13 protein-coding genes are annotated in these 12,552 nt (G+C 54.1%); 3 read left to right on the top strand and 10 right to left on the bottom strand.

Going from position 1 to position 12,552, the window contains the following annotated elements; genetic code table 11:
• Positions 1-39: 39 nt before the first annotated feature.
• Positions 40-534, top strand: coding sequence for a TIGR02444 family protein (locus tag ACJJI3_RS17375; RefSeq protein WP_413663807.1), 495 nt, complete (start codon positions 40-42; stop codon positions 532-534).
• Positions 535-649: 115 nt separating this feature from the next.
• Here ACJJI3_RS17375 and ACJJI3_RS17380 read toward each other — a convergent pair whose 3' ends face one another.
• Positions 650-1,612 carry a histidine kinase gene (locus ACJJI3_RS17380; RefSeq protein ID WP_444918587.1) on the bottom strand — a complete coding sequence of 321 codons (963 nt, stop codon included), beginning with the start codon at positions 1,610-1,612 and terminating at the stop codon, positions 650-652.
• A gap of 457 nt (positions 1,613-2,069) precedes the next feature.
• Between ACJJI3_RS17380 and bamJ the strand changes: the two genes are divergently transcribed.
• Positions 2,070-2,858: an FKBP-type peptidyl-prolyl cis-trans isomerase gene (bamJ, locus tag ACJJI3_RS17385; RefSeq protein WP_444906864.1), complete on the top strand. Its 789-nt coding sequence runs from the start codon at positions 2,070-2,072 to the stop codon at positions 2,856-2,858.
• A 134-nt stretch (positions 2,859-2,992) separates the two neighbouring features.
• On the opposite strand, the gene rsd is transcribed toward bamJ, so the two are convergent.
• The 9 genes from rsd to rpmE form a co-directional block, all read right to left on the bottom strand.
• Complete coding sequence (gene rsd, locus ACJJI3_RS17390) at positions 2,993-3,460, bottom strand: sigma D regulator (RefSeq protein ID WP_413663804.1); 468 nt, start codon at positions 3,458-3,460, stop codon at positions 2,993-2,995.
• A gap of 169 nt (positions 3,461-3,629) precedes the next feature.
• The gene (locus ACJJI3_RS17395; RefSeq protein ID WP_444918586.1) at positions 3,630-4,316 is read right to left on the bottom strand and encodes an LrgB family protein; all 687 of its coding nucleotides are present in this window, start codon (positions 4,314-4,316) and stop codon (positions 3,630-3,632) included.
• Positions 4,313-4,699 carry a CidA/LrgA family protein gene (locus ACJJI3_RS17400; protein WP_413663802.1) on the bottom strand — a complete coding sequence of 129 codons (387 nt, stop codon included), beginning with the start codon at positions 4,697-4,699 and terminating at the stop codon, positions 4,313-4,315. Before ACJJI3_RS17400 ends, ACJJI3_RS17395 begins: the two co-directional genes overlap by 4 nt.
• Before the next feature lie 36 nt (positions 4,700-4,735).
• Positions 4,736-5,227 (bottom strand): disulfide bond formation protein B, encoded by a 492-nt coding sequence (locus tag ACJJI3_RS17405; RefSeq protein WP_282930663.1) that lies wholly within the window; start codon positions 5,225-5,227, stop codon positions 4,736-4,738.
• A complete protein-coding gene (locus ACJJI3_RS17410) occupies positions 5,224-5,826 on the bottom strand; it encodes an acyl carrier protein phosphodiesterase (RefSeq protein WP_282930664.1) in 603 nt (200 codons plus the stop codon). Before ACJJI3_RS17410 ends, ACJJI3_RS17405 begins: the two co-directional genes overlap by 4 nt.
• A gap of 34 nt (positions 5,827-5,860) precedes the next feature.
• Entirely contained in the window at positions 5,861-7,489 is a 1,629-nt protein-coding gene (gene gshA, locus ACJJI3_RS17415) for a glutamate--cysteine ligase (RefSeq protein ID WP_413663800.1), read from the bottom strand.
• 40 nt (positions 7,490-7,529) lie between these two features.
• On the bottom strand, positions 7,530-7,961 hold the full coding sequence (locus ACJJI3_RS17420; RefSeq protein ID WP_444918585.1) for a hypothetical protein: 432 nt from the start codon (positions 7,959-7,961) through the stop codon (positions 7,530-7,532).
• A 130-nt stretch (positions 7,962-8,091) separates the two neighbouring features.
• Complete coding sequence (locus tag ACJJI3_RS17425) at positions 8,092-9,345, bottom strand: malic enzyme-like NAD(P)-binding protein (RefSeq protein ID WP_444940400.1); 1,254 nt, start codon at positions 9,343-9,345, stop codon at positions 8,092-8,094.
• A 382-nt stretch (positions 9,346-9,727) separates the two neighbouring features.
• Positions 9,728-9,940, bottom strand: a complete 213-nt coding sequence (gene rpmE / locus ACJJI3_RS17430; protein ID WP_108734996.1) for a 50S ribosomal protein L31 — start codon at positions 9,938-9,940, stop codon at positions 9,728-9,730.
• 353 nt (positions 9,941-10,293) lie between these two features.
• On the opposite strand from rpmE, the gene ACJJI3_RS17435 reads away from it, so the two are divergent.
• Positions 10,294-12,507: a primosomal protein N' gene (locus ACJJI3_RS17435; protein ID WP_444940401.1), complete on the top strand. Its 2,214-nt coding sequence runs from the start codon at positions 10,294-10,296 to the stop codon at positions 12,505-12,507.
• The last annotated feature ends 45 nt before the right edge of the window (positions 12,508-12,552 follow it).

The following is a 12,552-nucleotide window of genomic DNA, read 5'->3' on the forward strand; positions in this document are numbered from 1 at the left end:
GGGGCACTATGCCGATCAGCAAAGGGTCGGGATTCTAACGTGACAAATACTTCACCTCCATCTTCCCCCAAGGAAAACCCCCTCTGGCAGTTCAGCTTGGACTTTTACGCCTACCAGGATGTCGAGAAGTTCCTACTCGACTGCCAGGACAGAAATGGCGCTGACGTGTGTCTTCTGCTGTGGGCGAGCTATACAGCCGTTTGTGGCAAGGAAATCAGTGAAGAGGGATGGAGAGTCGCAGATCGAGGCGTTGCGCCGCGCAGGCGAATGATTCGCAGTGTGCGACACCTGCGTCGTTGGTTGGGGAGTTTGCGCCCCCATACCCAGCGGGCCTACGCACTGTGTAAACGCTATGAATTGAAGCTGGAGCAGTTACAGTTGGCCGCGCTGTGGAAAATTTATGCTGAGGACTGGCCGGGGGATCGTTCTGCACTGGAGCTAGCATCCCAGCAATATGGTTTGCAGCAAAAAGATCAGGCCCGCTGGGCGGGCCTGATCGAAAGCTACTTGGCTCACAGGGGGGCAGCGGGTTAAGCCACTGTTACACCCCTCTGGGCACTGTACTTTTCTGGGGTCGCCGGTAATACAGTCGTGAAAAGTACAGAGCCCAATTAAGCAGCACTATATTTGGCTGCGAGGAGTCCCGAGACTACTCGCCGCTGGGTTGCTCCGAAGAAAACAGGCTGTTTGCCGGAGTGCTAGGAGTAATCGTTGCTGCTGGGCGCGGAGCATCCATCGGTTTCTGCTGCTCAGCTGGAGCCATGGTTTTTGAATCGTCTTTGGGCTTCTCTACGGTTTCTGGCTTGCTGGCAGCCTTCACCTTTGGAGTTTCTGCGCTTGGCTTGACTGTTGCAGGCTTGGCTTCCGTAGAGGGTTTGCTCGCCGCTGGTTTTTTGGCAGCAGTAGTTTTAGCTGGAGCTTTCTTCGCTGGAGTTTTTTTCTCGGCAGTAGAAGCTTTCTTGGCTGGCGCTTTTTTCGCAGCAGTGGAGGCTTTCTTTGCGGGAGTTTTCTTTACAGCTTTAGTGGTAGCGGCGGTTTTTGCCGGTGCTTTCTTGGCACTAGTTTTCTTTTCTGTGGCTTTTTTTGCCACTGTCTTTTTTGCTGTTTTGGTGGTGCTGGTAGTGCTTGCTTTAGTGCGGCTCTTTGCTGCGGTTGCTTTAGGAGCAGCTACTTTTTTTGAGGTGGTAGCTTTACGGGCTTTTGGCTTGGATTTGTTCAGCAGTTTTTCTGCTTTTACACCGGCCTTACGTACAGCTTCGGCAGCTTTCAGCTCGGCTTTTGCCTGGGACTCAGTACCCTTTGCTTCGGCGTGTGATGCCTTTGCTTGCTGGAGTACTTCGTTATGCTTTTCTACATTGGCCTTGGCGGTTTCTACACGCTTTTGAGTGGCAGCTGTCTTTCGTGTCTTGGCTGCAGTTCTAGCGTCTACTAGTTTGGTTTTCGCTTTAGCTAATTTTTCTTTTGCGGAAGTCAGTGCTTTTCCGGCTTTTAAAACACTTTTGCCGGCATCGGTAACTTTCTTGTTGCGGGCTTTGTCCAGCTTGACGGTTAGCTTGGAAATTTGTGCTTCCAGTTCTGCGACTGAATTGACAGCTCTTTGTTTGGCAGCCATGAGTAAATGTCCTGACGTTTATTATCAATTGGAACATCCGGACAGTGTACGGATCAGATCTATATGTAATAGACATATTTAAATCGGGGATCTGAACACTGTAAATTGTTCTGAAACTGAAAAGCACCTCAAACAGTCCGGAACAATAACCGGCGACTGGTCGATAATAGCGCTGTTTTTAAAAAAAATGTATGCCGTAAGCAGCGAAAATAGTGCTGTAAATGTATTTTTTTCTCGCTGGTCCCTGGAACCTTAAGGTGGAATGTGGTGTCCTGCACAGTGTGCGCGTCATCGGTATGCACTTGCAGTCGCCTTAGGTTAGACTTGAGCGGACTGGCGGAAAAGGTGCGCCTGGAGGCTAAGGGCCGAATCAGGATTACTTGATAAGCCGCCGCAGGCATTGACCCAGGGTCAAGCGCGAATCATTCAACGCAATACGGACAAAGAGACAACACCCATGAATAAATACCCTTTGGCTGCAGCAATTGCCCTTGGCCTGGCGCTGACCGGCTGTAACGAACAGGGATCTAAGCAGGAAAAAGAAGTTGCCCTGGACACCCAGGAGAAGAAGGTCAGCTACATCATTGCCGAAGATATGGCGAAGCGCCTTGAAGCTCAGGATGTGAAATTAGATCCCCAAGTGGTGATGATGGCTCTTAAGGATGTCTCCAGCGGCCATGAATCCCGTTTGACTGAAGAAGAAAAGCAGCAAACTATCGCTGCCTTCCAAGAGCAAATGCAGAAGAAGCAGCAGGAAATGCTGGCTCAGCAAGAGAAAGAATTCAAAGAGACTGCTGATAAAAACTTGCAGGAAGGAAAAGCCTTCCTCGAAGAGAATGCCAAGAAAGATGGTGTTGTTACCACTGATTCCGGTCTGCAGTACAAAGTGATTACTGAGGGTTCCGGCGGCCAGCCCAGTGAGAACAGCACTGTTGAAGTGGACTACAAGGGTACCCTGATTAATGGTGAAGAGTTTGATAGCTCTTACGCCCGTGGTGAGCCGGTCCAGTTCCCAGTTAATGGTGTTATCAAAGGTTGGACCGAAGCGTTGCAACTGATGAAAGAGGGTTCCAAGTGGGAGCTTTACATTCCCTCCGAGCTGGCATATGGCCCGGGTGGTGCAGGCGGTAAGATCGGCCCTAACGCAACGCTGATTTTTGAAGTGGAGCTGCACAAAGCCAATGTTGGCAAGGAAGATGGCGCCGAGAAGAAAGAAGAGAAAAAAGAAGAGCCCAAAAGCGAGTAATTAAATTTACTACTTTGGATTCAATAAAGGCGCCCAATGGGCGCCTTTATTTTTTACCTTGAAAAATCAACAGCAAAAATATTCGATTAAAGGCGCCGGCTTCCCATCGCCTTTACAGTGATGAATTCAGTTTTTTAGACCAGCTGGTTTTTATGGGCTGTGTGCAAAAGTGCGATCATTCGATCCTCGGAACTAAAGCGGGTTTCCAGTGCTTCCCCCAGCTGTGACAAATCTGGGTTCAGGCTGGATAGATCGTCGGTTTCCTGGTACTTATCATTGAAATCGACAGCGACATCAGTGGTCACATCAATATCCCGGTAGAGTTCCCGCGCTTGTTGCAGCCCCTGTTTATCATCAAAAGCCTGGCCTTCAAGTATGAGCTGTTCGTATACCTCAAAGTGTCCTGCAGAGACGTAGTCCACCAGCAACTGGCAAAGATGACGAACACCGTTTTCGGTCTCCGAATCCCCATCGTTAAATTCTTTCTTCTCAGATAGATGGTAGTAACTTACCAGCAGGATTTGTCGGGACTGTAGCCAGCGGTCAATGATTTCACTGACGCCACCCCAGCGCTCGCGCGCAGATTTACAATTTTCCAGCATCTCCAAGAATCCTTTGGTTACTTTTGCCGTGATAGCCAGCTTTATTGCTGATCCCGAAGGCCCTAAGAAGATAGGAGATTCCCCCGCCGACGGCAAGGTGCAGAGTGTGATCTACGCCAGAATACAACGATGCCTGCGGCGATCTTCGGTGGAGCAAATCTAGGGTGTTTTATCCACTGATAATGAGCGGCAAAATCAGCGCTGTGAGCGCACCGCAGGTACCCATCGCCAATGCTGCACAGGCGCCGCACAGGGCGCTGATTTCTAATGCTCGTGCGGTCCCCACCGCGTGGGCATTGATGCCGAGTACGATACCAATAATGCGCTCATCGTGAATATTGAGCCTACTCATTAAAGCTGGGCCAGCGATAGCACCGACCACCCCGGTCAAGACCACAATAGCTGCAGTGAGGCTGAGAGAAGCGTGGATTGTTTCCGCCAGGGCCAATGCGATGGGTGTGGTAATAGATTTGCCACTCAACGCCAGTAGTACTGACTTGCCTGCGCCAAATACCAAGGCGATTAATACCGCTATAACCGGGGCCAAAATCGCACCCACAAAAATAGTGACAAGTAGCGGCCAACCGGCTTTGCGGATAATCACTAGATTTTGTTTGAGAGGGACAGCCAGGGCAACAACTGCTGGACCTAACAAACTGTACAGTAATGCACTGGAGCCCTGATAACTCTCATAGGGGATATGGAGAACACTCAATGTTATTGCGGTCAAAATGCTAGCGCTGATGATAGGGTGTAGCAGAACAGTCTTGTAGCGCCGGTAAAGGGTAACGCCGACAAGAAAAGCTATGACATTCAAGGGCAATACAAAGATTGGGCTCGCCAGAAGTTCATTCACTCTCTATTACCCCCAGAGCGAATCAGCAATTTCTTTAGTAGCTGTGCGCAAATAGCGATACTGATCAGTGTGCCAATCACAATAGCGGCGATTAAGGCTAGCCAGTCGGATAGAGTCAGGCCCTGGAAAAAAAATACCCCGACAGCCGCGGGTAGCAATAACAGCGGCAATAGGTAAAGCAGTTGTGAGCTGACTTTGGCAAGGCCTGCGGGAGCCCCACCATTGAACACGAGAATCACCAGTAGCATCAGCATCCCTATGACAGATCCCGGAATGGGTAGTGACAGGCTTGAGCTGGTGAAATTGCCCAGCCAGGTACAGGCAACCAGAATGGCAGCTCCCCCCAGCCAGCGGAGTATGTTGTGCAGCGTGGATTTTGACATGTAGGAAATGGCGGCCGGTAAAGCCGCCGGAGATTGTTAAGCTCTGCGGAATGCTTGCCAGCCACCGAACAGGATCAGACCGGCAAAACCGATAGCGGCCCAACCGGGGATACTCAGGCCCATCATGGTCCACTGTACTTCAGCACAATTGCCATCGCCGCTCAGCAGCGCCTTGAGCACATCGGCCATCGGGAAAACTTCAATCATATAGCTGACGCTTGGACCACAGGCCGGCACTTGGTCTTCCGGCAGGCTTTGTAGCCAAAGCTGGCGACCGGCAAAGTAGAGACCGCCCATTGCCCACAGGGATACCAGCAGGCCGTAGACACGACGGCCAATGGTGGCAGGGTTGTGCAGGAATGCGATCAACGAAACTACACCAACACCCAATAGCATTACCCGCTGGGTAATACACAATTTGCAAGGCTCCAACCCCTGCACGTACTCGAGATAAAAGGCGGAGCCGAGTAAAAAGGCCACCATTAGGAAGACCAGAAGAAAAGTGATGCGCGGGTTGGGTAAGGTCATGGTAATTCGGGTCCTGAATAGTGCTGTCGAAAGCGGTTCGCTTCGAGATTCAAGTCGGTTAATAGTTTATTGAAATTGCTTTCCAGTTTGTTCCGCCCGGCGATAAGTTCAGGCAGTAGCTCCTGCAGTGCTACCGGGCGGCGCAACCGCTGCCCAACCCGCTCCAGGGTCAGCTCGATTACCCGCTCCTCGCGGTAACTTTGCAGCAGTTTAATTTGCTCGGCGCGCTCAATAAATGCCATTGCGCGTGGCGGAATATACCGGCTGTCGAAATGAAAGTCTCTCCAACAGCGCCGGCAAAACTCATCCAGCGCTTCAGGGTGCCACTGCTGCCAGTTTTCTGCCAACAGGTGATCAAACCATATATCCAGTGCGATGCCGGCATAGCGACGCCAGCGCGGGTCCAGTTGCGCCAGGGCATCCCTGTAGGCCGGGTGAGCATCGGTGATGGCATCGATGCGACGGTGCAGGCGAATACCATGCTCAATATCCGTTGGCCAACTGTCATCCAGGGGACCTTTAACAAAGTCCCCCAGGAGCCCACCCAGTCGCCAGCGCGGTTTGGGCCCGGACAGTAACAGGTGTGCCAGATAGTTCATAAGCCTCGCTCAGGCTGCGGCACTGTATCAGCCGCTAGTCCTGGCAGCAGTTGTATTGGGCATAGTAACGGCTCAGGAATGTTTCAAAAGTACCGCTATCCTGCGCTTCAATTTCTTTTTGCTTGAGCAGTGAGGTTTCTGCCTGCTGTAAGAAGTCTTGCAGATAGTCGCTGTCCAGAGGGCGCTCCAGGAAGTAGCGGCGGTGCTGTTCGGCTTTATCCATAGCCCACTGGGAAAAGGTAATGTTTTGTTCGCGCATCTCTGCCAGTATCTGCTGTGCCGGTGTGAGGATATCCCCTTTCACCTTGGCCTTCTGCACGCCCACTGAGCCGCGGTATTGCGAGCCGCCCCAGGCGTTATCCAGCAGTTCTGCCACTGAGTCGACCTCTTCCAATAACTGGGTGGCCCAGTCGCTCAGTTTGCGCTCGCCACCGTTATCCAACAGTGTTAGTTCCGGCTCGTGACCCCGGTAGACGATACGCTGTTGGTTCTCCTGGGTACTGCGGTAATCGGCATCACTGGTTTTGGGGCTGTCAGTGAGCAGGCAGTGCAATAGGAAGCTATCGAGAAAGCGCATCTGCTGGGCGTCAATTCCCAGGGGGGCGAAGGGGTTCAGGTCGAGACAGCGCACCTCAACATATTCGACACCGCGATTATCCAGGGCTGACAGCGCTGTTTCGCCCCGTTTGGCGGGGTTCTTGGGACGGATCGGTGAGTAAAACTCATTCTCGATTTGCAGTATGCCTGTGGACAATTGCTGGTAGTCGCCGCCTTCATTTTTAACCCCCATTTCCTGGTAGGGGCCGTAGGAACTGCTGATCGCTGAACAGAGCGTCGATAAATAGCTGCGCAGGTCGTTGTAGCAAACCACCAGTGACTGCTGCACGTTGCTGTTGTAGCCCAGGTCGCCCATACGCAAGGACGTAGCGTGGGGCACGTGCAGAGTGTGGTCATCCCCATTGAAGGGCTCAAGACTGTGCTCGCGGCCATCGACAAAAGAAGCGCATACCGCAGGTGCGGCGCCAAACAGGTAAATCAGCAACCAGTAATTGCGGCGGAAATTGCGAATCAGATCGAAGTAGCGACGGGTTTTAAAACTCTTTAAATCCTCGCTGCTGCCTTCGATTTCATGCAGCCACAGCCAGAACTCTTCAGGAAGCGAAAAGTTGTAGTGGATACCGGCAATGGTCTGCATGGCTCGGCCGTAGCGCAGCCCCAGGCCCAGCCGGTAAATAGTTTTCATTGTGCCGCTGTGAGAGCTGCCGTAGCGGGCAACGGGAATATCTTTATCTTCGCCAATCGCACAGGGCATGCTGTTAACCCACAGGCGCTCGTCACCGATCTGGTTGTAGGTGTAGCGGTGGATACGGTCCAAGACCTGTAACGCTTCCTCTGGGGTTGCTACTGGTGGCGTAATAAATTCCAGTAGGGCCTCAGAGAAGTCGGTAGTAATACTTTCATGGGTAAGTGCGGAGCCCAGTGCTGTGGTATGCGGCGTTTGCGCAAGGGCACCATCGGGAGCGACACGCAGGCTCTCTTTCTCGACACCGCGGAGGATGCCTTTGAGCAGTTGGGCTGGTTTGGCTTGCGATAGCGCGGCCAGGTGGGAAATGGGCACTCGAATCTCCTTGGTACTACCGGAACGCTTCTTTATCGCTGCCATCTCGGGCGACTCTCTGTGCCGGTGCTGAATGTTCTGGCGCTCAGGCGGCGGATTCAGATTTGTTTTCGTCAGGCTGTGCGGGCGTTTCAGCGGGCGCTGGTTCCGGGGCAACCTCAGGCGCTTCTTCCGGTGCGACTTCAGGCGCAGGCTGGGGTTCTATCTCCGGGTTGGCCTGTTCTGGCAGTTCCTCAGGTGTTGAGGGGGGGATTTCAGGGTCACCCTGACTCACATCACTGGATACCGGTGCCAGAGCTTCCTCGGGGATCTGGGGCTGCCCCTTAATGCTGAGTTCGCACAGTAGCAATTCAATGCGTAGGCTCACATTGCGAGTATTAGCCTCGAACATCTGGTTGATAGCGACGTCTTTATGCTCGCTGCGAAACAGTTTGTTCGGTTCGCGGCCATCGGTCCATTCGCCGCTTTTACTCAGGAACTGCTGGTGCTGATTGGTCAGCACGTACACATGACTCATTATGTTGGGCAACTTTGATGCTGTGACAGAAAGGCAGTTTAGCGACGGGGGCTTTGTGGCTCAAGAACTCCGTTAGAGCGAAAGCGGTAAATGCCTGCTCTAACGGGTTAAGTGAGGAAATCTGTGATCTTTACAGGGTTTCCAGGGGATAGTTGTCCGGGTAGGGCAGGCGCGCGCAGCCACTGTCTACGGCGGCTCGTGCTACGGCCGAAGCCACTTCTGGTAGTAAACGAGGGTCGGTTGGCTTGGGCAGGATATAGTTGGGCCCGAAGTTGAGCTCGATACCGCCATAACCTTCGCGCACTGAATCCGGTACCGGCAGGTGGGCAATTTTGCGGATCGCCTCAATCGCTGCCAGTTTCATCTCTTCATTAATGCGCGCAGCGCGAACATCCAGGGCACCCCGGAAAATAAACGGGAAGCAGAGGACGTTGTTAACCTGGTTCGGGTAGTCGGACCGGCCTGTGGCCATAATCAGGTCGTCGCGCACACTGTGAGCCAGCTCGGGTTTAATCTCCGGGTTAGGGTTAGAGCAGGCGAAGACCACCGGTTTTGGGGCCATGCGCTGTAGCTGCTCGGCGGAGAGCAGGTCCGGGCCGGACACACCGAGGAATACATCCGCGCCGGCGATGGCATCGTCGAGGGTCCGCATATCGGTATCCCGCGCCCACTCACCTTTGTAGGCGTTAATATCCGTCCGTCCCGAGTGGATAACCCCACGGCTGTCGAGCATGGTGATCTGCTCTTTGCGCGCTCCGGCGGCCAGCAGCAGTTTGCAGCAGGCCGTCGCAGCGGCACCTGCGCCCAGGCAGACCATATGCACTTCACTGATTTTCTTACCCTGAATCTCCAGAGCATTGAGCATACCGGCAACGGTCACAATGGCGGTGCCGTGCTGATCATCGTGAAAAACCGGTACCGGGCAGCGCTCGATTAGGGTCTCTTCAATATGGAAGCACTCTGGCGCCTTAATATCTTCGAGGTTGATACCGCCGAAGGTGTTGGCGATTGAGGCCACGGTCTGAATAAACTGCTCCGGGCTGCTGGCATCAACTTCGATATCTACTGAGTTGATATCGGCAAAGCGTTTAAACAGCAGTGACTTGCCTTCCATCACGGGTTTTGAGGCCAGCGGGCCCAGATTGCCGAGACCGAGAATGGCACTGCCATTGGAGATGACTGCTACCAGATTACCTTTGCCGGTGTATCGATAGGCTGCTTCTGGGTCCTTGGCAATTTCTCGCACCGGTTCGGCGACGCCGGGGCTGTAAGCCAGGGACAGGTCTTCCTGGGTTTCGGCAGGGGTCGTCAGTTCTACTGAAAGTTTGCCGGGACTGGGGAGCGCGTGGTAATCGAGCGCTGCCTGGCGCAATGAATCCGTCATTTGGGGGCTTTTCTCTCGAATACTGTGGGCAACACTTAAGTGTTATCCCGGTTACTGCGGGGGCCAGAGAATAACCGAGGGAAGCTTGGCGCTACAAGCGTGAAAATCTGCAATATGTGGTACGGACTTCTATTTTTATCGTGCTTGTCGACGATTTTCGGGATAAATAGCCGCAATATTTTGATTTATAAGGATAAAGTGGTTGCCAATAGCGGTAAGGTTAAGCGATTCAAGTCGATTTTGATTTTGTACACAGACGCTTACGGCTGCTGGATACGATGGGGAATAAATAGATACAAAAAAGGCACCATCGCAGTGCGAGGTGCCTTTTTGGAATGGGCCCTGCCGCAAGCGGCGGGTCCATTCGAGCGAAGAGCCCGGATTATTTGCCGATACGGCTGCCGAAACGCTTCTTGAAACGGTCAACACGACCACCAGTGGTAGCCTGCTTCTGCTTGCCAGTGTAGAAAGGGTGGCACTGAGAGCAAACGTCGATTTGCAGGTCTTTGCCCAGAGTGGAACGGGTTTTTACAACATTGCCGCAGGAACAGGTAGCGGAGATGTCGGTGTAGTTAGGATGGATATCTGCTTTCATGATTGCCTCTTTTCGAAACCGCCACTCGATCTTTTGCCGAGCACGGCATCGTCATTGGTGCAGGAACCAGTATGGTTCCAGGCTGTTTAAAAAGTCGGCGCATACTATCAGATTAATGTCGCGGTTCAAGCACAATTGGGTGGCGAAATAACTGAGGATGGCCACTTGTTAGCATTGCACAACAGCTTTGATAACAATTGACCTCACTAATTCCTCTGTGACGCCTAAGTCGCCAATTCGGCCTTAAGGAGTTATTCAGAGGCTCCTTAACAGTCATTATCCCCGACGAAGCCCTGCAACTTGCCACATCTGCCATTACACTAGCGCCTTTTGCTTGAGTGAGTGGGGGCCAGGTGCAGGAGTCAGTCCAACAGAGAGTCATTTTAAGGCTGGCAGTGCCCGTGCCCCTGAGGCGCTTGTTTGACTATTTGCCGCCGGAGGGACTTTCGCCGGAGTCATTGCGGCCCGGCCAGCGCCTCTGGGTGCCCTTTGCCGGGCGCAAGTTAGTGGCAGTACTGTTGGATATCGTGCAGGAGTCGCCGCACAGCAGTTTGAAGCCAGCGCTGGAACTGGTGGATTCGGAGGTTCTGTTTGGTGATGGCAGCCGCAAGCTGCTGTCCTGGATTGCCGACTATTACCAGGCGCCCCTCGGCGAGGTCTACGCCGCTGCCCTGCCCGTGGCACTGCGCAAAGGTAAGCCGTCTGATCATTGGGCGGAGCAGTGGCTTCAGCTCACGACAGAGGGAAAGGGCTTACCGAAAACTGCACTGGCACGCGCCCCCAAGCAGCAGGCTCTGTTCCAGTTGCTGTTGAGTGATGGCAAGCAGAGCCGAACCCATCTTAAGACCCTCGGCCACAATACCCCCGTGATTCGCGCCTTACAGGATCGCGGCCTGGTGGAGTGGATTCCAGGCCCTACCGTACCTGCGCCGCTACCCGCAGCAGAGAGTACACCGGCTCCGGAGCTGAATAGCGAACAGCAACAGGTGCTCGACAGTATCGATTGCAGCGGCTTCTCTGCTTCATTACTGGAGGGCACCACCGGCAGTGGCAAGACCGAAGTTTATCTGCGCCTGATGCAGCGGGTTCTGGATAGCGGTCGCCAGGCATTGTTACTGGTGCCGGAGATTGGACTTACGCCGCAAACGCTGAGGCGTATTGCCGCACGATTTCCCAAGCACAGTATTGCAGCGCTGCACTCTGGCTTGGCCGACGGCGAGCGCGCTCAATCCTGGTTGGCGGCAGCGGGTGGGCAGGCAGATATTGTGATCGGCACCCGTTCAGCCATTATGACCCCCCTGCCCAGGCTCGGCGTTGTGATTGTCGATGAAGAACACGATGCTTCTTTTAAACAGCAGGACGGTGTGCGCTATTCGGCCCGGGACTTGGCCGTGGTTTTGGGGCGCAATAATAATGTGCCGGTGGTTTTGGGTTCGGCCACGCCCTCTCTGGAAACCTTGCACAACGCTCTGAATGGGCGCTATCAACACCTGCGTATGCGCTATCGCGCCGGTGATGCCAAGCCGCCGCAAATTCACGTAGTACCGACACTGCGGGAGCCTTTGGAAGAGGGATTTTCTCCCCAGGTGCTGCGCCATATCGGCGATACCCTAGCGCGAGGTGAGCAGGCCCTGGTGTTTATCAACCGGCGCGGCTTTGCCCCCGCGCTGACTTGTGATGATTGCGGCTGGCTGGCGGATTGCCCGCACTGCTCGAGCAAGCTGACTATGCACCGGCGGCAACGCCAGTTGCGCTGCCATCACTGCGATTACCGCCGCCCGCTGGTTGATAGCTGTCCACAATGTCACAGCCGTTCGATCTCGGCCCTGGGTGCCGGCACGGAACGCAGCGAGGAACTGTTGGCCCGTCGCTTTGCGGACTACCCAGTGATACGTGTGGACCGGGATACCACGGCGAGCAAACAGGCGCTGGATAAATTGTTAGCACCGGCGCGAGAGGGCGAGCCCTGCCTGTTGTTAGGAACCCAGATGCTGGCCAAGGGGCACCATTTGCCCAAGGTCACTTTGGTAGTGATCCAGGATGCCGATGGCGGCCTGTTTAGCGCAGATTTCCGCGCGCCAGAGCGTACCGGCCAGTTATTGGAACAGGTGGCGGGTCGTGCGGGGCGCGGCAGTCTCAGTGGGCGGGTATTGGTTCAGAGCCGCTTCCCCGAGCACCCGCTTTTACAATTGTTGCTGGAAAAAGGCTATGGCGCTTTTGCGCGCCAGTTGCTGAGGGATCGCACGGTTGCACAGTTGCCTCCCGCGAGTGCTATGGCACTGGTGAGGGCGGAGTGTGAAGAGCCCGGTTGGGCCGAAGAGTTTCTACAAAATGCGCGACTCTTTATGCAGTCCCTGGCACCCCCATCGCCCCAGATCCAATATCTGGGGCCGGTGCCGGCACTACTGGAACGCAAATCCGGGCGCTTCCGATTTTATATTCAGGTCACCGCACAAAACCGAGCCCACCTACAGCCGTTGCTGGCGCGAGTGTGTGCCTGGGCGGAGGGCAATAAAAATCGCCGCCTGCGCTGGGCCGTGGATATGGATGCGCAGGAATTATCGTGAATATGCGCTGGGTTACGCGCCTGGCACTAAATTGGCGGTACAATT

The sequence above is a fragment of the Microbulbifer maximicatervae (SeqCode) genome, assembly GCF_052466985.1.

Excerpts from the sequence above, each read along its gene's own strand:
- ACJJI3_RS17380 (WP_444918587.1), bottom strand. The coding sequence starts at position 1,612 with ATGGCTGCCAAACAAAGAGCTGTCAATTCAGTCGCAGAACTGGAAGCA.
- bamJ (WP_444906864.1), top strand. The coding sequence starts at position 2,070 with ATGAATAAATACCCTTTGGCTGCAGCAATTGCCCTTGGCCTGGCGCTG.
- rsd (WP_413663804.1), bottom strand. The coding sequence starts at position 3,460 with ATGCTGGAAAATTGTAAATCTGCGCGCGAGCGCTGGGGTGGCGTCAGT.
- ACJJI3_RS17400 (WP_413663802.1), bottom strand. The coding sequence starts at position 4,699 with ATGTCAAAATCCACGCTGCACAACATACTCCGCTGGCTGGGGGGAGCT.
- ACJJI3_RS17405 (WP_282930663.1), bottom strand. The coding sequence starts at position 5,227 with ATGACCTTACCCAACCCGCGCATCACTTTTCTTCTGGTCTTCCTAATG.
- ACJJI3_RS17410 (WP_282930664.1), bottom strand. The coding sequence starts at position 5,826 with ATGAACTATCTGGCACACCTGTTACTGTCCGGGCCCAAACCGCGCTGG.
- gshA (WP_413663800.1), bottom strand. The coding sequence starts at position 7,489 with ATGGCAGCGATAAAGAAGCGTTCCGGTAGTACCAAGGAGATTCGAGTG.
- ACJJI3_RS17420 (WP_444918585.1), bottom strand. The coding sequence starts at position 7,961 with ATGAGTCATGTGTACGTGCTGACCAATCAGCACCAGCAGTTCCTGAGT.
- ACJJI3_RS17425 (WP_444940400.1), bottom strand. The coding sequence starts at position 9,345 with ATGACGGATTCATTGCGCCAGGCAGCGCTCGATTACCACGCGCTCCCC.
- rpmE (WP_108734996.1), bottom strand. The coding sequence starts at position 9,940 with ATGAAAGCAGATATCCATCCTAACTACACCGACATCTCCGCTACCTGT.